This window comes from Mycobacterium sp. HM-7 (genome assembly GCF_053852335.1).
On sequence record NZ_CM132657.1, the window covers coordinates 2,050,531 to 2,073,638 of the forward strand.

At 66.8% G+C, this 23,108-nt stretch carries 19 protein-coding genes; 9 read left to right on the top strand and 10 right to left on the bottom strand.

Annotated features, from left to right (window positions below):
* Nucleotides 1-25 precede the first annotated feature (25 nt).
* Nucleotides 26-1,180 carry a hypothetical protein gene (locus ACWW1C_RS09850; RefSeq protein WP_455983259.1) on the bottom strand — a complete coding sequence of 385 codons (1,155 nt, stop codon included), beginning with the start codon at nt 1,178-1,180 and terminating at the stop codon, nt 26-28.
* A 42-nt stretch (nt 1,181-1,222) separates the two neighbouring features.
* Here ACWW1C_RS09850 and dop point away from each other — a divergent pair, with 42 nt between their 5' ends.
* The 4 genes from dop to prcA all read left to right on the top strand — a co-directional run bounded on the left by dop (nt 1,223) and on the right by prcA (nt 4,648).
* A complete protein-coding gene (dop, locus tag ACWW1C_RS09855; RefSeq protein ID WP_455983260.1) occupies nt 1,223-2,731 on the top strand; it encodes a depupylase/deamidase Dop in 1,509 nt (502 codons plus the stop codon).
* Nucleotides 2,732-2,805: 74 nt separating this feature from the next.
* Complete coding sequence (locus ACWW1C_RS09860) at nt 2,806-3,000, top strand: ubiquitin-like protein Pup (protein WP_061001614.1); 195 nt, start codon at nt 2,806-2,808, stop codon at nt 2,998-3,000.
* Nucleotides 2,997-3,863, top strand: coding sequence for a proteasome subunit beta (gene prcB, locus ACWW1C_RS09865; protein ID WP_455983261.1), 867 nt, complete (start codon nt 2,997-2,999; stop codon nt 3,861-3,863). The genes ACWW1C_RS09860 and prcB overlap by 4 nt, the downstream gene beginning before the upstream one ends.
* Entirely contained in the window at nt 3,863-4,648 is a 786-nt protein-coding gene (gene prcA, locus ACWW1C_RS09870; RefSeq protein WP_455983262.1) for a proteasome subunit alpha, read from the top strand. Before prcB ends, prcA begins: the two co-directional genes overlap by 1 nt.
* On the opposite strand, the gene ACWW1C_RS09875 is transcribed toward prcA, so the two are convergent.
* Nucleotides 4,649-5,263, bottom strand: a complete 615-nt coding sequence (locus ACWW1C_RS09875) for a TetR/AcrR family transcriptional regulator (protein WP_455983263.1) — start codon at nt 5,261-5,263, stop codon at nt 4,649-4,651.
* An 83-nt stretch (nt 5,264-5,346) separates the two neighbouring features.
* On the opposite strand from ACWW1C_RS09875, the gene ACWW1C_RS09880 reads away from it, so the two are divergent.
* The 4 genes from ACWW1C_RS09880 to ACWW1C_RS09895 all read left to right on the top strand — a co-directional run bounded on the left by ACWW1C_RS09880 (nt 5,347) and on the right by ACWW1C_RS09895 (nt 8,294).
* Nucleotides 5,347-6,330, top strand: coding sequence for a nitrilase-related carbon-nitrogen hydrolase (locus ACWW1C_RS09880; protein WP_455983264.1), 984 nt, complete (start codon nt 5,347-5,349; stop codon nt 6,328-6,330).
* On the top strand, nt 6,327-7,352 hold the full coding sequence (locus ACWW1C_RS09885; protein WP_455983265.1) for an agmatine deiminase family protein: 1,026 nt from the start codon (nt 6,327-6,329) through the stop codon (nt 7,350-7,352). The genes ACWW1C_RS09880 and ACWW1C_RS09885 overlap by 4 nt, the downstream gene beginning before the upstream one ends.
* A 165-nt stretch (nt 7,353-7,517) precedes the next feature.
* Nucleotides 7,518-7,793 (top strand): DUF3303 domain-containing protein, encoded by a 276-nt coding sequence (locus ACWW1C_RS09890; protein ID WP_455983266.1) that lies wholly within the window; start codon nt 7,518-7,520, stop codon nt 7,791-7,793.
* Between the two features lie 63 nt (nt 7,794-7,856).
* Complete coding sequence (locus ACWW1C_RS09895; protein ID WP_455983267.1) at nt 7,857-8,294, top strand: VOC family protein; 438 nt, start codon at nt 7,857-7,859, stop codon at nt 8,292-8,294.
* Here ACWW1C_RS09895 and ACWW1C_RS09900 read toward each other — a convergent pair.
* From ACWW1C_RS09900 to ACWW1C_RS09915, 4 genes are all read right to left on the bottom strand, one after another.
* Complete coding sequence (locus ACWW1C_RS09900; protein WP_455983268.1) at nt 8,281-10,848, bottom strand: NAD-glutamate dehydrogenase domain-containing protein; 2,568 nt, start codon at nt 10,846-10,848, stop codon at nt 8,281-8,283. The two genes, ACWW1C_RS09895 and ACWW1C_RS09900, sit on opposite strands and share 14 nt — an antisense overlap.
* Nucleotides 10,849-10,924: 76 nt before the next feature.
* Nucleotides 10,925-12,379, bottom strand: coding sequence for an NAD-dependent succinate-semialdehyde dehydrogenase (locus tag ACWW1C_RS09905; RefSeq protein ID WP_455983269.1), 1,455 nt, complete (start codon nt 12,377-12,379; stop codon nt 10,925-10,927).
* Nucleotides 12,376-13,716, bottom strand: a complete 1,341-nt coding sequence (gene gabT, locus ACWW1C_RS09910) for a 4-aminobutyrate--2-oxoglutarate transaminase (protein WP_455983270.1) — start codon at nt 13,714-13,716, stop codon at nt 12,376-12,378. Before gabT ends, ACWW1C_RS09905 begins: the two co-directional genes overlap by 4 nt.
* A gap of 140 nt (nt 13,717-13,856) precedes the next feature.
* Entirely contained in the window at nt 13,857-14,870 is a 1,014-nt protein-coding gene (locus tag ACWW1C_RS09915) for an AraC family transcriptional regulator ligand-binding domain-containing protein (RefSeq protein ID WP_455984218.1), read from the bottom strand.
* 121 nt (nt 14,871-14,991) lie between these two features.
* On the opposite strand from ACWW1C_RS09915, the gene ACWW1C_RS09920 reads away from it, so the two are divergent.
* Nucleotides 14,992-17,013, top strand: coding sequence for a fatty acid desaturase (locus ACWW1C_RS09920; protein WP_455983271.1), 2,022 nt, complete (start codon nt 14,992-14,994; stop codon nt 17,011-17,013).
* 164 nt (nt 17,014-17,177) lie between these two features.
* Here the strand turns inward: ACWW1C_RS09920 and ACWW1C_RS09925 are convergent, their stop codons facing one another.
* The 4 genes from ACWW1C_RS09925 to ACWW1C_RS09940 all read right to left on the bottom strand — a co-directional run bounded on the left by ACWW1C_RS09925 (nt 17,178) and on the right by ACWW1C_RS09940 (nt 23,003).
* Nucleotides 17,178-18,719 carry an APC family permease gene (locus ACWW1C_RS09925; RefSeq protein ID WP_455983272.1) on the bottom strand — a complete coding sequence of 514 codons (1,542 nt, stop codon included), beginning with the start codon at nt 18,717-18,719 and terminating at the stop codon, nt 17,178-17,180.
* A complete protein-coding gene (locus ACWW1C_RS09930) occupies nt 18,712-19,563 on the bottom strand; it encodes a universal stress protein (protein ID WP_455983273.1) in 852 nt (283 codons plus the stop codon). Before ACWW1C_RS09930 ends, ACWW1C_RS09925 begins: the two co-directional genes overlap by 8 nt.
* Nucleotides 19,564-19,566: 3 nt before the next feature.
* Nucleotides 19,567-21,510 (bottom strand): primary-amine oxidase, encoded by a 1,944-nt coding sequence (locus ACWW1C_RS09935; RefSeq protein ID WP_455983274.1) that lies wholly within the window; start codon nt 21,508-21,510, stop codon nt 19,567-19,569.
* 62 nt (nt 21,511-21,572) lie between these two features.
* Entirely contained in the window at nt 21,573-23,003 is a 1,431-nt protein-coding gene (locus tag ACWW1C_RS09940; RefSeq protein WP_455983275.1) for a gamma-aminobutyraldehyde dehydrogenase, read from the bottom strand.
* Nucleotides 23,004-23,108: the final 105 nt, after the last annotated feature.

Sequence of the window (23,108 nt, forward strand, 5' to 3'; positions counted from 1 at the left end):
TTCTCCGGAATTGTCCGCACGGTCCTCACATTCGTTTGCGGTCGGCGAGGTAGCGGTCCCGCGCGTCGAGCCGGCGACGCAGGCTGTCGATCTGTGGGTCGACGAACTCGGCGCGGTACTCGGCATCGGTCGTGGTGCGCGCGGTGATGTACATGAAGGTCAGGGCGCCCAGGAAGAGCGTCGTCTGGATCAGCGCTTCCGGAATCGGCAGCGTCATGCCGAAGATGGTGCCGTCGAGTGACCCGTTTTTGCGCGTCCACTCCGCCAGGAGTTGCGGGCTGATCAGGATCAGGCCGAGCACCAAGAAGATGAATGCGGTCACCAGGGCGACGATCAGCAACTGCAGTACTTGCGACATGGCAAGGACGAACACCACGTTGACACGTTCGATGCGGGACAACGGGATTCGGTGGTCGGGCGCGGGCAGGTGCGCGAACGGCGTGTCGGCCAACACGGCGTTCTGGGTCTCGGGTGCCTCGGGCGCCGATGCGGTCAGGATCGGCCGGACCCGGTCGATAGTGGTCGCGATGACGAACGCCACGGCGATCAGTGCCAGGAAGCACAGTGCGGACCACAGCCGGGCTCGACTGACGATGGCCGCCATCAGCCAGACGTAGGTGTTGAAGAACACCAGCACTGTCAACAGCATGATCGGCAGGGCGCGCACGAACAGGGTGCCCACCAGCGTCAGGTTGTGCGCCGTGGTGTCCAGGGCCCAGCCCAGGATCGACCCGATGCCGGTCGCGGTGCAGACCAGGATGACGGCGATGATCACGCCGACGTAGATCAAGTTGCCGCCGACTTTGGGACCAGGACCACCGAGCACCGCGCCGACGGCGCACACCGCCACCGATACGGCGGCCGCGGCCGCGCGGGTGCGCCACGACGAGACGCGCGACACCAGCCAGCCGGCCAGCGCGGCCACCGGCGCCACCAGCAGGAGCAGCGCCAGGACGAACCACTCGGTCCGGGTGGGTTGGCCCTCGATGTTGATGGTGTGTTTGCCGGTGACGGCGGTGACGAGGATCGAGTTCGCCATGAACACCGCGAACGCGGCCAGCGCCGGCGCCGAGCGTTGCCACAGCCGTCGCACGAGCGCTCCCGGGCGTAGCACCGCGGGCAGCCCCCGGCGCAGAAACCAGGTCTCGGCGGCGACCCGGTCGGCCGCAGATGTGGTCATGGGCCCAATCGTGCAACATGACACCCGTCTAGGCTGTGCGGCATGCAACGGATCATCGGAACAGAGGTCGAATACGGCATTTCCTCGCCGTCAGATCCGACCGCGAACCCGATCCTCACGTCCACCCAGGCGGTGCTGGCGTACGCGGCGGCCAGCGGTATCCAGCGGGCCAAGCGCACCCGGTGGGACTACGAGGTCGAGTCCCCGCTGCGCGACGCCCGTGGCTTCGACCTGAGCCGCTCCACCGGGCCGGCGCCGATCGTCGACGCCGACGAGATCGGCGCGGCCAACATGATCCTCACCAACGGTGCCCGGCTGTACGTCGACCACGCGCACCCGGAGTACTCCGCTCCCGAGGTCACGGACCCGATGGACGCGGTCATCTGGGACAAGGCCGGCGAACGCGTCATGGAGGCCGCTGCGCGGTACGTGGCGAGCGTCCCGGGCGCGGCCAGGCTGCAGCTGTACAAGAACAACGTCGATGGCAAGGGCGCGTCGTACGGCACGCACGAGAACTACCTGATGAGCCGGCAGACGCCGTTCAACTCGGTGATCGCCGGGTTGACGCCGTTCTTCGTGTCCCGTCAGGTCGTGACGGGTTCCGGCCGCGTCGGCATCGGGCAGTCGGGGGACGAGCCGGGCTTCCAGCTGACTCAGCGCGCCGACTACATCGAGGTCGAGGTCGGGCTCGAGACGACGCTCAAGCGCGGCATCATCAACACCCGCGACGAGCCGCATGCCGACGCCGACAAGTACCGCCGGCTGCACGTCATCATCGGTGACGCCAACCTGGCGGAGACGTCGACGTACCTCAAGGTGGGCACCACGTCGCTGGTGCTCGACCTGATCGAGTTCGGGCCGGCCGAGGGCATCGACCTGTCCGATCTGGCGCTGGCCCGCCCGGTGCACGCGGTGCACGTGATCAGCCGCGACCCGTCGCTGCGTGCGACCGTGGCCCTGGCCGACGGCCGCGAGCTGACCGCCCTTGCCCTGCAACGCATCTACCTCGACCGGGTGGCCAAGCTGCAGGAGCGGCGCGACCCCGATCCGCGCGCCGACCACGTCCTCGAGACCTGGGCGCACGTGCTGGATCTGCTGGAGCGCGATCCGATGGAATGCGCCGAAATCCTGGACTGGCCGGCCAAGCTGCGCCTGCTGGAGGGCTTCCGGCAGCGGGAGAACCTGGGCTGGAACGCCCCGCGCCTGCACCTGGTGGACCTGCAGTACTCCGACGTGCGGCTGGACAAGGGGCTGTACAACCGCCTGGTCGCGCGTGGCTCGATGAAGCGGCTGGTCACCGAGCAGCAGGTGCTGGATGCGGTGGAGAATCCGCCCACCGATACGCGCGCCTACTTCCGTGGCGAGTGCCTGCGCCGGTTCGGCGCGGACATCGCCGCGGCCAGCTGGGACTCGGTGATCTTCGACCTCGGCGGCGAGTCGCTGGTGCGGATTCCGACGCTGGAACCGCTTCGTGGAAGCAAGGCACACGTCGGTGCGTTGCTGGATTCAGTGGACAGCGCCGTCGAGTTGGTGGAACAGCTCACGACGTAAACGCTTGTGTTCCCGGGGAACCCGGGCGCGGACCGGTAGTGTGAAGTTAGATATCGAGCAATCAGGAGGCGGCGATGGCTCAGGAACAGACCAAGCGCGGTGGCGGCGGCGGCGAGGACGACGACGTCTCGGGCCCGTCTGCCGCAGGTCAGGAACGTCGCGAGAAGCTCGCCGAGGACACTGATGATCTGCTCGATGAGATCGATGACGTGCTGGAAGAGAACGCTGAGGACTTCGTGCGCGCGTATGTCCAAAAGGGCGGCCAGTGACCCCTGCGTTCGAGCCTTTCTCTGATCGACTGGATGTCACCTCACCCCACCTGAACCTGTCCTCGTTTTCGGACTTTCTGAGCCGGCAGGCGCCCCACTTGCTGCCGGCCGCGGATGTGAGGAGCAATTGGGGTTCAGCGGGTGATCCTCGATCTGGTGCGGACCTGCCCCATGGCACGACGATCGTCGCGATCAAGTACCCCGGTGGTGTGCTGATCGCGGGCGACCGCCGGGCCACCCAGGGCAACATGATCGCCAGCCGTGACGTGCAGAAGGTGCACATCGCCGACGACTACACCGCGACCGGTATCGCCGGCACCGCGGCCATCGCGGTGGAGTTCGCGCGGCTGTACGCCGTCGAGCTGGAGCACTACGAGAAGCTCGAAGGGGTGCCGCTGACGTTCCGCGGCAAGGTCAACCGGCTGGCCATCATGGTGCGCGGCAACCTCGCCGCGGCGATGCAGGGCTTCGTCGCGCTGCCGCTGCTGGTGGGTTATGACCTGGACGACTCCGACCCCGGCAACGCCGGTCGCATCGTCTCGTTCGACGCCGCCGGCGGCTGGAACATCGAGGAAGAGGGCTACCAGTCGGTGGGCTCGGGTTCGCTGTTCGCCAAGTCGTCGATCAAGAAGCTGTATTCGCATGTGACCGATGCCGATTCGGCGCTGAAGGTCGCCATCGAGTCGCTGTACGACGCGGCCGACGACGATTCGGCCACCGGCGGACCCGATCTGACCCGTGGTATCTATCCGACCGCGGTGCTGATCGGTGCCGAGGGCGCCGAAGAGGTGACCGACGAGCGGATCGCCGCGCTGGCCCGGGAAGTCATCGCCAACCGGACGCGCGCGAGAGGTAATGCCTGATGAGCTTTCCGTATTTCATCTCGCCCGAACAGGCGATGCGGGAACGTTCCGAGCTTGCGCGCAAAGGCATTTCGCGGGGCCGTAGCGTGGTCGTGCTGGCCTACGAGGGCGGCGTGCTGTTCGTCGCGGAGAACCCGTCGCGGTCGCTGCAGAAGGTCAGCGAGCTGTACGACCGGGTGGGCTTCGCCGCGGTCGGCCGGTTCAACGAGTTCGACAACCTGCGTCGCGGCGGCATCCAGTTCGCCGACACCCGTGGCTACGCCTACGACCGGCGCGACGTCACCGGCCGTCAGTTGGCCAACGTCTACGCCCAGACGCTCGGCACCATCTTCACCGAGCAGGCCAAGCCCTACGAGGTGGAGCTGTGCGTCGCCGAGGTCGCGCACTACGGCGAGACGAAAGCCCCTGAGCTGTACCGGATCACCTACGACGGGTCCATCGCCGACGAGCCGCATTTCGTCGTCATGGGTGGCACCACCGAGCCGATCATCGCCGCGCTCAACGACTCCTATGAGGAGAATGCGAGCCTGGCCGACGCGGCGAAGATCGCCGTCGACGCGCTGCATGCCGGCGCCGGCGACCGGGTGCTGGGGGCGGCCACGCTCGAGGTCGCGATTCTCGACGCCAACAAACCCCGTCGGGCATTCCGCCGGATCACCGGTGCGGCGCTGGACGCCGTCCTGCCGAAGGCCGAGGCCGAAGCGAAGGACGACGAGTCCGACGACAAGGCCGACAAGGCCAAGGGCGAGGGCGGCGACAAGCCCTTAGACGACGCCGCCGAGTAATTACCTGGCCGACGGCACCGTCGCCAGTCCGCGCAGTAGCACCGTGAGGCCGAACTCGAAGGCGTCGTCGGCGCGCTCGGGCTTGCTGCTGCCCGTCGCCAGTGCGGCCGCGAACGCCGGCGCGACCTCGGAGCCGGCCTGCCAGGGTTCGTCGGGTGCGGCGACGTCGAGGGCCGAGCCCAGGACGAACGAATCGATCAGCGTGATGGCGCGCAGGGTGTCCGCGGGGTCGAATCCGGCCCGGCTGAACGCGACCGCCAGCACGTTGTACATGGTGAGGGCGTGGTCGCTGTTCACCGCATGCGCGGTCAACAGGGGGATGAGTCGCGGGTAGCGGGCGTAGCTCTGGCGGTAGGACCGCATGATGTCGGCGACGACGTCGGTCCACGGGCGCTGCGGGTCGTCGGCGGGCAGCGCGACGTCGGACATCGCCCGTTCGCGCAGCAGTTCGACGATCTGTTCGCGCCCGGCGACGTGGTTGTACAGCGATGACGGGCTGACCTTCAGGGCCCGAGCCAGTTCCGGGACGGTGAAGCCACCGGTCCTGTTGACCAAATCCATTGCTGCGCCGGCGATGCGGTCGGTCGAAAGCAGCGGTTTGGAGGGGCGGCCCATGGCATATGTCTACTACCTCTTTACAAACAGGGGTAAGTGGGGTCACAATAAAACGAATTGCATTCGTTTTAGGAGTACAGCTGATGATCACCCTGACCGCCACCGCACCCGAGTCGCTGTCCCGCAGCACCGAGTCGACGCGACCGCCGGTCCGGGTCGGTCTGGTGCAGCACCGCTGGCGTTCCGACGCCGACGAACTCGCCAAGGTGCTGCGCGACGGCATCGACCGGGCGGCGGGAGAGGGCGCCGCGCTGGTCTGCCTGCCGGAGATCACGCTGTTGCGGTACCCCGCCGACACCCCGGCCGGCCCGAATCCGGGCGACACCGCCGAAGACCTCCTGGAAGGTCCCACGTTCGCGCTGGCCGCCGAAGCGGCCCGGGCCAACGACGTCTTCGTCCACGCTTCTCTCTACGAAAAGTCACCGGCTGCAGACGGTTTGGGCTTCAACACGGCGATCCTGGTGGCTCCGTCGGGCGAGCTGGCGGGCCGGACCCGCAAGATGCACATCCCGATCTCCGCGGGTTACTACGAAGACACCTACTTTCGTGCGGGCCCGGCCGAGGGCAACCCGTATCCCGTCTACGAGCCGGACGGCCTCGGCGCCAAGCTGGGCATGCCGACGTGCTGGGACGAATGGTTCCCCGAGGTGGCCCGCAACTACTCGCTCGGCGGCGCCGAGATCGTCATCTACCCGACGGCCATCGGCTCCGAACCGGTCTTTCCGGCCTTCGACACCCAACCGCTGTGGCAGCAGGTCATCGTCGCCAACGGCATCAACAGTGGCCTGTTCATGGTGGTGCCCAATCGAATTGGCGATGAGGGCGCCGTGACCTTCTACGGCTCGTCGTTCATCTCCGACCCGTACGGGCGGGTGCTGGTGCAGGCCCCGCGCGACGAGGAGGCGGTGCTGGTCGCCGATCTGGACCTCGACCAGCGCCGCGACTGGCTGGAGCTGTTCCCGTTCCTGCTCACTCGGCGGCCGGAGAGCTATGGCGCGCTGACCGCGCCCGTTGACGCGCAGCGACCCTACGGTGCCGGCCACGCGGCCACCGCGGTGGTGAAATGACGAACTATGTGATGCCCGCCGAGAGCGCGCCGCAGGACCGGGTGTGGATGGCGTTTCCGTCCGAGGGCTATTCGTTGGGGGACAACGAGACCGAACACCACGAGGCCCGCTCGACGTGGTCGGCGGTGGCACACGCGGTGCTGGAGTTCGAACCCGTGACCGTGGTGGTGGACCCCGCTGAGATGGCTGTCGCGCGGCGCTACCTGTCCACCGAGGTCGACATCATCGAGGCTCCGCTGAACGACGCCTGGATGCGTGACATCGGCCCGACCTTCGTGCACGCCGGCGACGGTTCGGTGGCTGCGGTGGACTGGGTGTTCAACGGTTGGGGTGGCCAGGACTGGGCGCGCTGGGATCACGATGCGAAAATCGCTGCGGCAGTCGCCGATTGGGCCGGTGTTCCGTTGGTCAGCTCGTCGCTGGTAAACGAAGGCGGCGGCATCCAGGTCGACGGGCAGGGCACGGTGCTGGTCACCGAAACCGTCCAGCTGGACCCGGGCCGCAACCCCGGTGCCACCAAGGCTGATATCGAGGCCGAGCTGGTCCGTGCCATCGGAGCCACTCATGCCGTGTGGTTGCCGCGCGGTCTGACGCGTGACTCGGAGCGCTTCGGCACCCGTGGACACGTCGACATTGTCGCGGCCATCACCTCACCGGGGCGTCTACTGCTGCATGCGCAGCGCTCCGACGCGCATCCGGACCACCTGGTGTGCAAGGAGATTCGCGCGGCCCTCGCCGAGACCTGCGACGCCACGGGCCGGCCGTGGGAGATCGTCGAACTCCCGGCACCGGATCTGCTGACCGACGCCGAGGGCTACGTCGACTACAGCTACATCAACCACCTCGTGGTCAACGGCGGCGTCATCGCGTGCGCATTCGGGGATCCGCGCGACGCCGACGCGGCGGCGATCCTGGCCGAGCAGTACCCCGGCCGCCGGGTGGTCAGCATTGATGCCCGGCCGCTGTTCGAGCGCGGCGGCGGCATCCACTGCATCACACAGCACCAGCCGTCGGCGCGGTGATCTGAGCCTTTTGGGATCTCAGCTGTTTGGCTGATGCCCGGCTACTCGAGTGGTGCTTTATTGAAGTCATCGCCCCATGGACGCCGCTGATTGTTCGGGAGGTCGCGACGGCTCCTCGGCCGCGACCTGCACTGCCCGACAAGTGACTTCAGAAGGCGGCTTCTCATGAAATACCTGGTGCAATGGCATGCGATCGATCCGGCCCGGATGCGGACGACGGCCGAACACTTCCTGCAGACGGGCGCAAAACCGCCCGATGGCGCAACCCAACTCGGGCGGTGGTTCGGTCTCAACGGCAGCGGCTGCTCGGTGATCGAGGCTGCTGACGCCAAGCCGGTGTTCGAGCTCATCTCCGAATGGCAGGAGTATCTCCAGATCGAAGCCACACCCGTAATCGAAGACGACGAGTTCGGCGCGATCGTCGCCAAGCTCTACGGATAGCGGGCGCTCACGGCGGCCCGCCGGGCGGGTTTGGCCGAGGCCCTGCTGGGTACCATCCACGACATGGCCATCAAACTCGAGAACGTCGGCATTGCCGTGCGCGATCTCGACGCGACTATCGCGTTCTTCACCGACCTCGGCCTCACCGTTGTCGGGCGCACCACGGTGAGCGGCGAGTGGACCGACACGGCCGTCGGTCTCGATGGCAACCACGCGAACGTCGCGATGCTCGAGACGCCCGACGGCCATGGCCGCGTCGAGCTTTTCGAGTACATCCATCCCGAGGCCATCGAGTCGGAACCGATTCTGCCCAACGTCATCGGTATGCATCGCGTCGCGTTTTCGGTCGACGACATCGACGCGGCCCTCGAGATCGCCGCTCGCCACGGGTGCCACCCGCTCCGTGGCGTGGCGACCTACGAGGACATCTACAAGCTGACGTACGTCCGCGGCCCCAGCGGCATCATCGTGATGTTGGCCGAGGAGCTCAAGAAGAGCTGACCGCCATCAAGCGGCTGACGGCGGCGCTCACCCGGTCGCGGTTGCCCGCGCCGTTGCGCACCACCCACGATGTCAGGTGCTCGAGCAGCTCCCGGATCTCCAGCAGCGCCTGAATGCGCCCGCTCTCATCGGTCTTCCCGGTCAGCACCTCGGACCACAGGGTGTCGAGATCGAGGATGTCACGCACCGTCGCGTAGGCCATCGCCACGTCGGATGTGCTCACCGAAAGCCGTTCCTGCATACGGTAGATGGTGCCGGGGCCGACGCGGTTGATCAGCTCACCGGCCACCGAAGTCGCGACGATCTCGCGGCGCAGCGGGTGGTTCGCGATCTCGGTCCGAGCCTGCTCGGCGATCCCGGCCGGGAAGTACTGCTCCAGGCGGCCGACGAACATCTCGTGGTCCGGCACGTCGGAGGCCAACAGCTCCTGCGACACCAGGTTTTTGGATTGCGCCAGCAGTACAGCGATTTCGGGACGGGTGAGCCCGAGCCCGACGAGGCGACGGCGGTCCAGTTCCTGCTTGGACGGCAGTCCCTCGACGTCGGGGTCGACGCCTGCTTGGTCCCGCAGATTGCCGATGAGCCGCACGTGCCGCTCCAACAGCGAGCCGGCCTCTGCGGCGGCCATGCTGATCGCGAGAATCTGGTCGGCGTTGTCCGCCAGTACCCGTGCGGCGACGTCGTCGGTGGCTCCGGCGAGCAGCGTATTGCGTTGAGCGGTGGCGATGTTGCCGGCGTCCAGCGCGATCTTGAGGTTGACTTCGAGGTCCGAGGTCGCGACCCCGGCGGCGTTGTCGATGAAGTCGGCGTTGACCCGGCCTCCGTTCAACGCGAACGCGATGCGTGCCTGCTGCGTCAGGCCGAGGTTTCCGCCCTCGCCGATCACCTTGCAGCGCAACTGCGACGCGGTGACGCGTACCCGGTCGTTCGCCTTGTCCTGGGCGTCCGCGTCGGTTTCGTTGTCGGCGCGGACGTATGTGCCGACGCCACCGTTCCACAGCAGATCGACCGGTGCGCGCAGCACGGAATTGATCAGCTCGTCGGGCGTGCACGCGGTGGCTTCGATGCCGAGGCTCGCCCTCGCCTGCTGTGACAGCGGGATCGACTTGGCGGTGCGCGGCCACACCCCGCCGCCGGCGGAGATCAGCGCCGGGTCGTAGTCCTGCCAGCTCGAGCGGGGGAGCGCGAAGAGGCGCTCGCGCTCGACGAAGGACACCCCGGGGTCCGGATTCGGGTCGAGGAAGATGTGCCGGTGGTCGAACGCGGCGACCAGCTTGATGTTGCGGGACAACAGCATTCCGTTACCGAACACGTCACCGGACATGTCGCCGATACCGGCGACGGTGAACGGGTCGGCGTCGATGTCGTGACCGGCCTCGGCGAAGTGCCGGCGCACCGACAGCCACGCACCGCGGGCGGTGATGCCCATGGCCTTGTGGTCGTATCCGGCCGATCCGCCCGAGGCGAAGGCGTCGCCCAGCCAGAAGTCGTACTCGGCGGCAATGGAATTGGCCAGATCGGAGAAGGTTGCGGTGCCCTTGTCGGCGGCCACGACAAGGTAGGCGTCGTCGCCGTCCGGGCACACGGTGTGGTCCGGGTGGACGACAGAGCCGTCGACGATGTTGTCGGTGACGTCGAGCAGACCGCGGATGAAGGTGCGGTAGCCGTCCGCGGGGTCGACAGTGGCAGAACGCAAGACGAACGCACCCTTGGCGCCGGTCGGCACGATCGGGGCGTTCTTCACGGCCTGCGTCTTCATCAGGCCCAGCACCTCGGTGCGGAAGTCCTCGGCGCGATTCGACCAGCGCAGTCCGCCCCGGGCGATCGCGCCGCTGCGCAGATGCACGCCCTCGACGGTGTCGGAGTGGACGAAGATTTCGCGGTAGGGGACAACGGGTCCGGTGATCGACAGTCGCGACGAGTCGATCTTGAACGACACGTAGTTCTTGGGCAGGCCGTCTGCGCCCAGCTGGAACCAGTTGGTGCGCAACGTCGCGGTGACGAACGCGTGCAGCGCCCGCCGGATCCGGTCGTCGTCGAGTGAGGTGGCGGCAGCCACCAGGCCGGCGACCTCGCGATCGGCCGACTCGATGTCCGCCGTCGCGTTCGGATTGAACCGGGCGTCGAACAGGGTCAGCAGTGCGTTGACGAATTCGGGCGCGGCGACGAGGGATTCGACGATGTAGTCCTCGGAGAAACTCAGCCCGGTCTGCCGGAGAAACCGGCAGGCGGCGCGGATCAGCACCGCCCGGCGCCAATCGACCCCGGCGGCCGCGATGAGCATCGCGTACCGGTCGACGCTCCAGCGGCCCGCGATGCTGGCCTCGCAGGCCTGCGCAACCAGATCACGTGTGGCGTCGGAGAGCGAGAGGTCGCCGAACTCGTAGCAGTGTCCGGCATTTTCCGAGTGGTGGTAGGAGGCGACGCGCAGTCCGAAATGCTCGAACATCGCGCAGACGTCGGCCAGCAGCGGTGGCTGCCCGGGCCACTGGATTTGGGCGTGGCTGTATTGCCCGTCGGCGTCGAAAGACACCCGGGCAGAGGAACTCTGCATGGGAGGACTACTCCGGTCTATGTACTTGGAGGTCTGTGTGTGGAGGAGGGAGATTCGGAAAGTTGTTGCAGCGCAGCTACTGAAGGGCGATGTACTTGGTCTCGAGGTATTCCTCGATGCCCTCGCTGCCGGCTTCACGGCCGATGCCGGACTCCTTGATGCCACCGAAGGGCGCGGCCACGTCGGAGATGACGCCGCGGTTGACGCCCACCATGCCGGCCTCGACGGCCTCGGCGACCCGCAGTGCCCGGTCCAGGCCCTGCGTGTAGACGTAGGCGGCCAGGCCGTATTCGGTGTCGTTGGCGGCGTCGATGCCGGCCTGCTCACCGTCGAATCCGATGATCGCCGCGACCGGACCGAAGATCTCCTCACGCAGGAGGCGGGCGTCGGTCGACACGTCGGCGAGCACGGTGGGCGGGTAGAAGAAGCCTTCGCCAGCGGCGGGTTTGCCACCCGTGGCCACCGTGGCTCCCTTGCCGACGGCGTCCTGCACCAGCTCGTCGACCGTCGCCCGCTGCTTTGCGGTGATCAGCGGACCGACCTGGCTCCCGTCCTGGTCGCCCGGGCCGGTGTTCAGCGCGGCCATCCGCGCGGTGAGCTTTTCGGTGAACTCGGCACGCAACGCGTTGTCGACGTGGATGCGGTTGGCGGCGGTGCAGGCCTCGCCCATGTTGCGCATCTTGGCCGCCATCGCGCCGTCGACCGCCGCGTCCAGGTCGGCGTCGTCGAACACCACGAACGGGGCGTTGCCGCCGAGTTCCATCGAGGTGCGTAGTACCCGTTCTGCGGACTGCGCCAACAGCTTTCGGCCGACCCCGGTGGAACCGGTGAAGGTCAGCTTGCGCAGGCGCGGGTCGGTCAGCAGAGGTCCGGTCAGGCCCGCGGCATCGGTGGTCGGGAGGATCGACAGCACACCGGCGGGCAGGCCGGCGTCGGCGAACACCTGACCGAGCAGCAGCATGGTCAGCGGGGTCTCTGCCGCGGGCTTGACGATCATGGTGCAACCGGCTGCCAGCGCCGGACCGATCTTGCGCGTGCCCATGGCCAGCGGGAAGTTCCACGGTGTGATCGCCAGAGTGGGGCCGACCGGCTGCTTGGTCACGAGGATGCGGCCGTTGCCGGTGGGCGACTGCGTGTAACGGCCGTTGATCCGCACCGCCTCTTCGGCGAACCAGCGCAGGAACTCGCCGCCGTAGTTCACCTCACCCTGGCTCTCGGCCAAGGGCTTTCCCATCTCCATGGTCATGGTCAGGGCGAAGTCGTCGCGGCGCTCCATGACCAGTTCCCAAGCGCGCCGCAGGATCTCGGCGCGTTCGCGGGCCGGGGTGGCGGCCCACGAGGACTGGACGGCAACCGCTTCATCGAGAGCGCGGGCGCCGTCGGCGGGCGAGGCGTCGGCAACCTCCACGAGCACGGCGTCCGTGGCCGGGTCGTGCACGGCGAACCGCGCTCCCGTCGAAGCCGGCACCTGAAGACCGCCGAGCCACAGCTCGGTGGGCATGGACTCCAGCAGCGTGGTGCGGTCGATCATCGGGCTGCCGCCATTTCGCGCACGACGTCACCCAGGACTGCGATGCCCTCGTCGAGCAGCTCGTCGCTGATCACCAGCGGCGGGAGCAGGCGGATGATGTTGCCGTACGAGCCGCAGGTCAGGATGATGACACCGCGCTTGAATGCCTCTGCCGCAACGGCTTTCGTGAATACCGGATCCGGGTCGTTCGTTCCCGGTTTGACGATCTCGATGGCCAGCATGCCCCCGCGGCCGCGGACGTCGCCGATGACTCCGGTGTCGCTGAGAGCCTGCAACTTCGGCAGCACCGAGGCCTCGATGGCGCGGGCCCGGGCGGGCAGGTCCATCTCGGCCATGGCGTCGAGGGTGGCGAGCGCCGCGGCGCAGGCGACGGGGTTGCCGCCGTAGGTGCCGCCCAGGCCGCCGGGGTGTACCGCGTCCAGCAGGTCGGCGCGGCCGGTGATGGCTGCCAGCGGCATACCGCCGGCGATGCCCTTGGCCATGGTGATGATGTCGGGGACGATGCCGTCGTGCTCGGAGGCGAACCATGCCCCGGTGCGGGCGAAGCCCGTCTGCACCTCGTCGGCGATGAAGACGACGCCGTTGGCCTTGCACCAATCAACAATGGTGGCAAGGAATCCCGGCGCGGGCACGATGAATCCGCCTTCGCCCTGCACGGGCTCGATGATCACCGCGGCGAGAGAAGCGGCGCCGATCTGGGTCTCGATGCGGCTGATGGCGGCCTTGGCGGCGGCCTCGCCGGTCAGGCCGTCGCGGTACGGGTAGGACGCCGGCATCCGGTAGATCTCGGGTGCGAACGGGCCGAACTGCGTCTTGTAGGGCATGGCCTTGGCGGTCAGCGCCATGGTCATGTTGGTGCGGCCGTGGTAGGCGTGGTCGAAGGCGACGACGGCCTGCCGGCCGGTGGCGAGACGTGCCACCTTGACGGCGTTCTCGACGGCTTCGGAGCCCGAGTTGAAGAATGCGGTGCGCTTCTCGTGATCGCCGGGGGTCATGGCGTTGAGCCGCTCGGCGAGTTCCACGTAGCCCTCGTACGGGGTGATCATGAAGCAGGTGTGGGTGAATCGTGCGGCCTGCTGCGCCACCGCCGCGGCGACACCGGCATGCGATGCGCCGACGCTGGTGACGGCGATGCCCGAACCCAGGTCGATCAGCGAGTTGCCGTCGATGTCGACGATGACGCCACCGTCGGCATCCGCCGCGTACACGGGGTTGGAGGAGCTGACGCCACCGGCCACGGCGGCCTGCCGGCGCGCGGACATTTCAGCCGATCGCGGACCGGGCAGCGCGGTGACGATGTTGCGCTTCTGCGCCAGTCGATAGGTGATGTCGGTCATCGGTTGCTCCTGGTGATCGAACGGCTTGTGTACTGCTGATTCTCTGCCGTTGTGGCGCGGATAACTATGTCCACATTGTCGATTTGAAGTGCGGCCCGCACTCCGTTTTGTCGTATCCGTGGGAGCGCTGCGAAAGCCGCCTACTGCGACCTGCGGAAGTAGCTCGGCGCGGTGCCTTCCCAACGCTTGAAAGCGTGGGTGAAGTTGGCGGTTTCGGCGTACCCGAGGTGGCGGGAAATCTCCTCCACCGACAGGTCCTGCTGGAGCAGTTCGACGGCGAGGTGGCGGCGGACCTCGTCGAGCAACGCGCGATAGGACGTGCCTTCGGTGGCGAGCCGACGGCGCAGGGTGCGTGGATCGACGTGCAGTTCGCCGGCGATGGTCGGCATCGACGGCAGCTCACCGGGGTTGTGCAGCAACCGACTGCGGACCTGCCCGGTGACGCCGACACGCGACAACCTGCGTTCGAGCAGGTCTCGGCATTGCTGCTCGATCTTGCGCGCCGTGTTCGCGTCGGCGAGCGGCGACGGCATCTCGAGTACTTCATGTGTGGCGGCGATGCGGTTGGTGCCCTGGCCGGAACGTACGTCGGATGCGGGAAGCCCCCACAGCTCGGCGAGCTTCGCGGCGCGATCGGCGTCGAGCGTCGTCTCTGCCCACGCCGGTGTCAGCGCGAGGTTCGCGCCCTGTGTCGCGGCGACGAATCCGGCAAGGTCGCGCTCGACGATGAATGACCGGACGTCCGTGGGTAATTCGCTGTCATCGGCGACGAGGTACCCGTAGTTGTCGTCGGTCTCCACCGAGAATCGCAAGTGGGTGGGGGAGAGTGCGAGATAGGGCAGGATCAGTTCGACGCCCTGTCGCAGCGTGGGGCTGGCGAGGATCAGGAAGCCCAGCAGGCCGGCCCGTCCCAGCGTGGAGTGCAGTCCCACGTCGATTCCGACGCCTGGCCGGTCGCCAAGTCCCGCAATGAGATTACGGATGACGTCGAATTCCTGGTGTGCCCAGATCTCGGCGTTCTCGTCGTCCAGGTCGGCCTCGGTCAGTCCGCTGCCCGCGAGACACTCCGTCGGCGTCATCCCATGCGCGATGCCGCCCTGCACCATGATGCGGACGCCTTCGGTGCCTCGCGGCACCGCCCAGACCGGGGTCATTCCCACTGTCCGAAAATACCAAATCGGCGTCCCGTTGGAACATTCAATCGTGCGCCCGGCCTCCGTAGCGTTTTCTCCGAGACGCAACCAACGATGGTTGCCTGACAAGACGGAGTGTCGAATGTCGCCAGTTGATGTGGTTGATCGGACGGACAGCGAGGCGGCCGCGCGAACGGCGTTGCCGGATCCGGGGGAGCAGGTACCCAAGCTGGCGTGGCCGACCATGGCGCTGTTTCTCGCCGGCGGAGTGGCATTCGTCGCATCCACCGCCGGCTACCTCGTCGGGGCCGTCCCGACATGGGTCCCCATCGTCGTCAATGCGGTGGTGAGCTTCACGATGTTCACCGTCGTGCACGACGCCGTGCACTACGCGATCAGTTCGACACGCTGGGTCAACGGGTTGGTCGGGCGATTGGCTGTGCCCTTCGTCCAGCCGCTGATCTCGTTTCCGTCGTTCGGGTTCATCCACATTGAGCACCACCGGCATTCGAACGACGACGAGAACGATCCGGACACCTTCGCCTCCCACGGCCCTGTGTGGCAGCTGCCGTTCCGCTGGGCCGTGCTCGATGTCTCCTACGGCAACTATCTGATCCGCAAGATGGGTGGTCGCCCCAAGGCCGAGGTCGCCGAAACCCTGGCATGCGTGGCCATTTCGGTGACCGGGTTGATCGTCGCGATCATGTCGGGCCACTTCTGGACGCTGGCTGTCGTCTTCATCATCCCGCAGCGGATCGCGGTGGTGGTCTTGGCGTGGTGGTTCGACTGGATGCCGCACCACGGTCTCGAGGACACCCAACGCAGTGACCGCTACCGGGCGACCAGAACCCGCGTCGGCATGGAGTGGCTCTACACGCCGTTGATGCTCTCGCAGAACTACCACCTCGTGCACCACCTGCACCCCTCGGTGCCGTTCTACCGGTATACCAAGACCTGGCGCCGCAACGAGGAGGCATACCTGGACCGAAACGCCGCGATTTCCACGGTGTTCGGGCACGGTCTCGACTCCGACGAGTTCCGGGAATGGAAGCAACTGAACGGCAAGCTGGGACGGCTGCTGCCGGTACGGATGCCCGCCCGGTCGAGTTCCCCGCACGCGGTGTTCCACCGCATCCCTGTCGCTGCCGTCGACCCCATCACCGCGGACAGTACATTGGTGACCTTCGCGGTTCCCGAGGCGCTACGCGACGAGTTCCGATTCGAACCAGGTCAGCATGTCTCGGTACGCACCGACCTCGGTGGTCAAGGGGTGCGTCGCAGCTACTCGATCTGCGCGCCGGCCACGCGAGCGCAACTGCGGATCGCGGTGAAGCACATTCCAGGAGGTACGTTCTCGGGTTTCGTGGCCGATCAGCTCGAGGCCGGCGACGTCCTCGACGTGATGACCCCGGCGGGCAGCTTCAGTTCCGCGTTGCATCCGCTGCAGCGGAAGCATTACGTGGGCCTGGTGGCGGGCAGCGGCATCACGCCGGTGTTGTCGATTTTGGCCACTGTCATGGAAATTGAAACCGAGAGCCGCTTCACGTTGATCTATGGCAACCGCACGAAAGAGTCGACGATGTTCCGTGCCGAACTCGACCGTCTCGAATCCCGCTATGCCGACCGCCTCGAAATCCGCCACGTGTTGTCGGGAGAGCCGCGGCACACCCCGAAGCTTTCCGGCCGAATCGATGCGGAACGACTGACCGGCTGGCTGACGGCGGATCTTCGTCCCGACACAGTCGACGAGTGGTTCCTGTGCGGTCCTGCCGCGATGTCCACCGGTGCGCGCGAGACGCTGATCGGGCACGGCGTCGAGCCGGAGCGGATCCATCTCGAATTGTTTACGGGCTTCGACCGCACCGACACACCGGCGCGCGACTACCAGGCAGCGGCCGTCACCGTCCAACTGTCCGGAAAGAGGCAGACTTTCGGCCTCGCCGCCGGCGACACGATCCTGGAAAGCGCATTGCAGGCCGGCAGCAACGCGCCCTACTCGTGCATGGGCGGCGCGTGCGGCACCTGCCGCGCCAAGCTGCTCGAGGGCACGGTCGAAATGGAGCAGAACTTCGCCATTGGCCGGAAGGACCTCGACGCCGGCTACATCCTCACCTGCCAGTCGCATCCGACCAGTCCGACGGTGTCGGTCGACTACGACGGGTGAACCGGGGGATGTCCGGCCATGGCGTTGGTCCTGCGCCCACGCACATCGCTACTCGGCCTTGTGCGCCCAGGATGCAGGGTCAACGGGCACAAGGGAATTGACCCGCCAACGGAAACGCGCCCCGCCATGCCGAAGCGTGACGGGGCGCGTCAGAACGAACTACCTCAGGGCAACGGGGGAGTATCCATCGTCAAGGTCTCGCCCCGGAAGAACGCCGGCTGCGACGCGCGCATGGCGATCATCAGCACCGCGCCGAAGATCAGGATGCCGAAGCCCAGATAGAACACCAGGCCGATGCCGCCGATCTCCGCGCCGCTGCCGCTGGCCGTCGGATCCATGCTGACAAGCACCGACTTGACGAAAACCGAGAGCAGCATGACGCCGCCGAGTAGTGGGAACACCAGCTTGTAGATGACATTGTGCGCGTTGAGGAACAGTTCCTTGCGGAAGAACCACACACAGGCGAATGCCGTGATGCCGTAGTACCAGCAGATCATGATGCCAAGGGCGGCAATGGTATCCAGCAACGTGCGCTCGGACAGCAGTGTCACGATGGTGTAGAACGCGGCGGTGACCACACCGGCGACGACGGTGCTGAACACCGGCGACAGGGTGCGCGGGCTGACGCTGGCGAACCGCTTGGGGAACGCGCCGTAGGTGCCCATCGCCAGCATGGTGCGGGCGGCCGGCAACACGGTGGTCTGCAGGCTGGCGATCGACGAGGCGAACACCGCCAGGAGCAGCAGCGGCCCGCCCCATTCGCCGAGCACCGGGTAGGCCAGCGCGCCGAATACGTTGGCCGCGTTGTCCTTGTTGCCCAGTCCCAGGCCGGTGTCGCCGATTCCGGCGTACATCATGACGGCGACCGCGACCAGGAGGTACGTCAACAGAATCGACAGGACGCAGAGCAATCCGGCGCGACCGGGCACCTTGGTGGGATCCTTGCACTCTTCGCCCAGGGTCAGGCAGGTGTCCCAGCCCCAGAACGCGAAGATGGAGCCGATCAGGCCGATCACGAAGGCGCTCATGGTGAGTCCGGTGAACGGGTCGAACCAGTCGATGTCGAAGGTCAGGTGCCCTTCGGCGCCGCCCGACCGCACGATCGCGACGATCGAGAACGTGACCAGCACGATCATCTGGAAGCCGACCAGGACGTACTGCACCTTCTCGCTGGTCGTGATGCCGCGACAGGAGATGTAGGTGGCGATGGCCAGCAGTGCGACGGTGGACCCGATGTTGACCCAGACGTTGTCGGCCGAGAGCGTGGCGAGCTTCTCGTTGTGCAGCACGTTGCCCAGGAATTCGTAGCCGAACTGGACACCGATCGACGCGAGATTGGACAGGACGATGATGGTGGCGATCACCATGCCCCAGCCACACATCCAGCCGACGTACGGGCCAAAAGCCTTGGTGGACCAGGTGAATGACGCGCCGCAGTCGGGTGCTCGCGAGTTGAGCTCGCGGTACGCATACGCGGTCAGGAACATGGGGATGAAGCCGGCGATCAGGATGGCCGGCATCTTCAGCCCGACGGCCGCGACGATCAGCCCGATGCTGGCGGTGAGCGTATAGCCCGGTGCCACGGTCGAGATACCGAGGATGGCTCCGGTGAAGGTGCCGATTCTGCCTGCGGCGAGGCCCTTGGCGACGAGGCCTTCTTCCCGCTCTACGCGAGCGAGGTCGGAATCGGCCACTTGTTCAGTCATTATCAGCCCCTTCATCTTTCGGAACCACGATCATGGGGACCTGCAGGACGCGCAGCATTTTTGCCGCGGTCGACCCCAGGAAGAGTCGGCGCGGCTGCGCGAGCCGACTGGACCCGACCATGATCACGTCGCCGTCGTGCCAGCCGAGTTTGTTGACGGCGTCCTCGACGCCGGCGCCGGTGGCCACGCGCGAGCTGACCGGAATGCCTTCCGGAAGAAAGGCTTTCGCTTGGTCCAGGGCGTTCTGTGCGTGCTGTTGGGCCAGCTCCAGATCGTCGGAGTCGTCGACGGCGACCAGCGACACCAGGCGCAGAGGTGTGCCGGTGTCCCGGCACAGTCGCAGCGCGCTGTCCAAGAGCAGCTTGGCGCCCGGGCGAGTGCCGACGGCACAGGTGACTTCCCGGATCCGGTCATTGTGCTTCAGGCGGGCACCGCGGGGCGCGATGACCACCGGAATCGGTGACGCGTGGACCAGATCGTTGACCACCGAGCCGAGCGACAGCGAGCCGGCGATGCCACCGCCGGCGCCGCCGACGACCAGTGCCTCGGCCCCGGAGGCTTCTGCCGCCGCGATCAGACCCGCGGTGCTGGACTCGTCGAAGCTCAGGTGGGTGGTCACCTTGAGGTCGCTGGGGACGCTGGCGGCGGCTGCGGCGAGCCAACTTTCGCCTTCGCGCTGCAGGATGCCGCCGGGTGTGGTGGCGAGGGCCGACCGGTCGCTGGGCAGCACCATGCAGAGATCGATCTCGGCGCCGAGGGTGCGGGCGATCTGCTCCCCGACGGCGACGGCGTCGTCACCGCCGGGTGTCGCGAGATATGCGACGGCGATTCGTGGATTACTCACGGGCTAGCCTTCTTCACAATTGGTCGACGTGTGGCAGGCCTTCGGCGGCGTCGGCGCCACGTCGATCGAGGGGTTGCGGTCGAAGAAGCCGACGGGCTTGAGCCAGAAGTTGACGGTGTCGACCGGCATGATCGGCCAGTCCTCCGGCCGGGTGATGTGGTGGATGCCGAACACGTACCACAGCACGACGTCGGTGTTCTCGATCGAGCGGTTGGCCTCGGTCCACCGCGGCAGGCCGGTGTCTTCCTTGCTCTGCGTGACGAATTCGCCTGCGGGCCAGCGCTCGTCGGGGGAATTGGGGGTGACCCACACGGTGTGCTCGATGGCCCGGCAGCGCGCCAGGACCGGAGAGTTCGGATCGAACATGGCCGGGAAGGCGCCGCCGGGCACCAGCTTGTAAGCCGGCGCGGTGCCGATGCCGTTGCGGACGTTGTCGTTGACGACCTTCCACGCCCGCTGGGTCTGGAAGTTCATGTCCTGCTTACCCTCGGCCTCGGTGCGCAACGGGGTGTTGCGCTGCCGCAGCGACAGGCCGTAGGGGTTGTCCGGTCCCATCGGTTCGATCTCGGTCTCGGTGGCGTAAACCGTGTTGTCGGTGCCGTCGACGTCCAGGTCGAGGCGGGCGACGAGGAAGTGCTGGTGGTACGGCGCGTAGGTGCGGTTGTCGACCAGCGTGCCGTGCGGGTGGGCCTGGCCCTCCGGGAAGTTGCTCACCACCATGATTCCCGTTGCGCGGACCTCACATTCGATGTTGCCGTCCTGGTAGAACCGCCAGTAGGTGAGGTACTCGTAGTTGGCGACGGTGACGTGGAACGACACCGTGAGCCGGCGCATGCGGCGCACTTCGGCACCGCCGTGGTGGTCGACGTGCTTCCACAGCACGGCGTTGTCCTCTTCGTGGATGCAGATCGCGTTCTTGATCGTGAACGGCTCGCCCTTGCTGTTATGCAGCACGGCGTCCAGGTACCGGATCTCACCGAGACAGTCGCAGCCCAGCTCCAGGGAGGTGGTCATGAAGCCGATGCCCCACTCGCCGATGTCGAAAGCCGTTCGGCGGTAATGGTCGGTGCAGTGGTCGCGGTAGGGGACCATCATCTCGGCGAACGAGATCCGGTTGGCCACCGACCGTACGTTGCCGTTGTCGTTGTAGGTCACCGCGTGCAGCGTCATGCCCTCGCGGTAGTTGAAACCGACCCGCAGTGACCAGTTCTGCCACTTCAGCAGATTGCCCTCGAGGGTGAACGAAACCCCTTCGGGCTGGGTGATGTTCAGCGGCTGCAGCGGTTCCCGGGTGCCGGCCTTGCGGATGCGCTCGGGAATGTGTTGTGGCACATATTCACCCATCATCTCCGGCCGGTCGACGGTGAAGGTGTCCTCGATCTCCAGCAGCTCCATGGTGTTCATGTCGATGACACAGTGGAAGCCGTTGACCGGACCGGCGTAGGGGTTGGCGCCCTCGGCGGCGCGCACCCAGGTGTCGGTCCAGCCCAGACGGCGGTCCTTGTACTTCTCGGGCATCACCACGTCGCCGTAGGTCCAGGTGTCCATGAACACCAGCTCCATGTCGGTGATGCCACGTTTGGCCAGGGCCGCAATGACGTCGGGGTTCTTGCGCAGTACCTCGTCGGCCTCTTCCCACTCGTCCACGGTGAAGTTGGGCTGTACACCGGGGATGTGATCCCACGACAGCACCGACTCGCCCGTCAGCGACACGACGCTCTTGTAGGTGCTGTTGTTCGCGGTGTCGAGCAGTGTCGCCAGCGCCCGGCGGTCCGGAGCCGCGCCGGTCGCGTCGAATGCCGCAACGTCAGCCTTCGCCGGTTCCACCATCTCGATGGAGGTGTACCGCCAGCCGTCCCCGACGCCGTGTGCTGCCGCGAGGATTTCGGCGACCTTGGTGAACTCCGCTGCGGTCAGCGGGTCGAGGGGGTGGAAAGTGTCGGGCATGGGTGCGGCTCCTGTCGGCAGGGTGGAATTCGAGGCGGAGGGGAAGAGAGGGTGACGGCGGATCAGTCGTGGGCACTCATGACGTGCTTGATCCGGGTGTAGTCCTCGACTCCGTAGATCGACAGGTCCTTGCCGTAGCCGGACTGCTTGAAGCCGCCGTGGGGCATCTCGGCGGTGAGCATGATGTGGCAGTTGATCCAGACACACCCGAAATCGAGTGCGCGGGTGAACTTCTCGGCGGTGGCGTGATCCTTGGTCCAGACGCTGGACGCCAGCGCGAAGCGCACGCCGTTGGCGAGTTCGATGGCCTCTTCGTCGGTCGAGAACGGCTGCACGGTGATGACGGGCGCGAACGTCTCCTCCTGGACGATCGCGTCGTCCTGACGAACCCCGCTGATGATCGTCGGCTCGATGAAGAAACCCTTGTCGCCCCACTGCTTTCCGCCGGTGACGACGGTGGCGTGCGGCGGCAGGCTCTGGAGCTTCTTGATCACGGTGTTGAAGTGGTTGATGTTGTTCATCGGCCCGTAGAACGCGTCAGGGTCGTCGGGCAGGCCGGGACGCAGGTTCTGTGCGGCTGCCGCGAGCGCGGCGACGAACTCGTCGTGGATGGACTCGTGCACGATCACGCGGGTCGCGGCCGTGCAGTCCTGGCCGGCGTTGAAACAGCCGCCCTCGGCGATACCGGCCGCGGCCTTGGCGATGTCGACGTCAGGGAAGACCACCACCGGGGCCTTGCCGCCCAGCTCCAGGTGGCTGCGCTTGAGCTGCTTGGCCGCAGACTCTGCGACGGCGATGCCGGCCCGCACGGAACCGGTGATCGAAACCAGGCCTGGGACAGGGTGTTCCACCAGCGCCGCGCCGGTCTCGCCGGTGCCCAGGATCACGTTGAACACGCCGTCGGGCAGGATGCCCTTGCTCAGCCGGGCCAGGACCAGGGTGCTCTCCGGGGTGGTGTCGCTGGGCTTGAGGACGACGGTGTTGCCCGTGGCGAGGGCGGGGCCGATCTTCCAGATCGCCATCAGGAAGGGGAAGTTCCAGGGCGCGACCTGCCCGACGACGCCGATCGGTTCGCGGCGGACGTACGAGGTGTAGCCCTCCAGGTACTCACCGGCGGACAGGCCGTGCACCATCCGGGCGGCGCCGGCGAAGAAGCGCAGCTGATTCGCGCCGGCGATGGCCTCTTCGGCGTGCACGATGGCCTTGGGCTGGCCGGTGTTGCGGCACTGGGCCTCGACGATCTCGTCGGCGTGGGCCTCGATGGCGTCGGCGAGCTTGAGCAGCGCCTGCTGGCGGTCGCCGGGGGTGCTGCGGCCCCAGGTCTGGAAGGCACGGTCGGCGGCCGTGACCGCAGCATCCACATCGGCACGGTTGGAGACCGGTGAACGTCCCACGACGGATTCGTCGACCGGGCTGATCAGGTCAATGGTCTCCGGCGATGACGACGCGACGAATTGCCCGTCAATGTAGTTCTGCAGTGTTTCGATCGACATCGCGCCGTCCTCGGGTGAAGTTGGTCAGACAACTGGCTGCCCAAGTGTGCGCCAGGACACACACCTCAGCATCGGACAATACGGGGATTTTCGGTGGAATTTTTC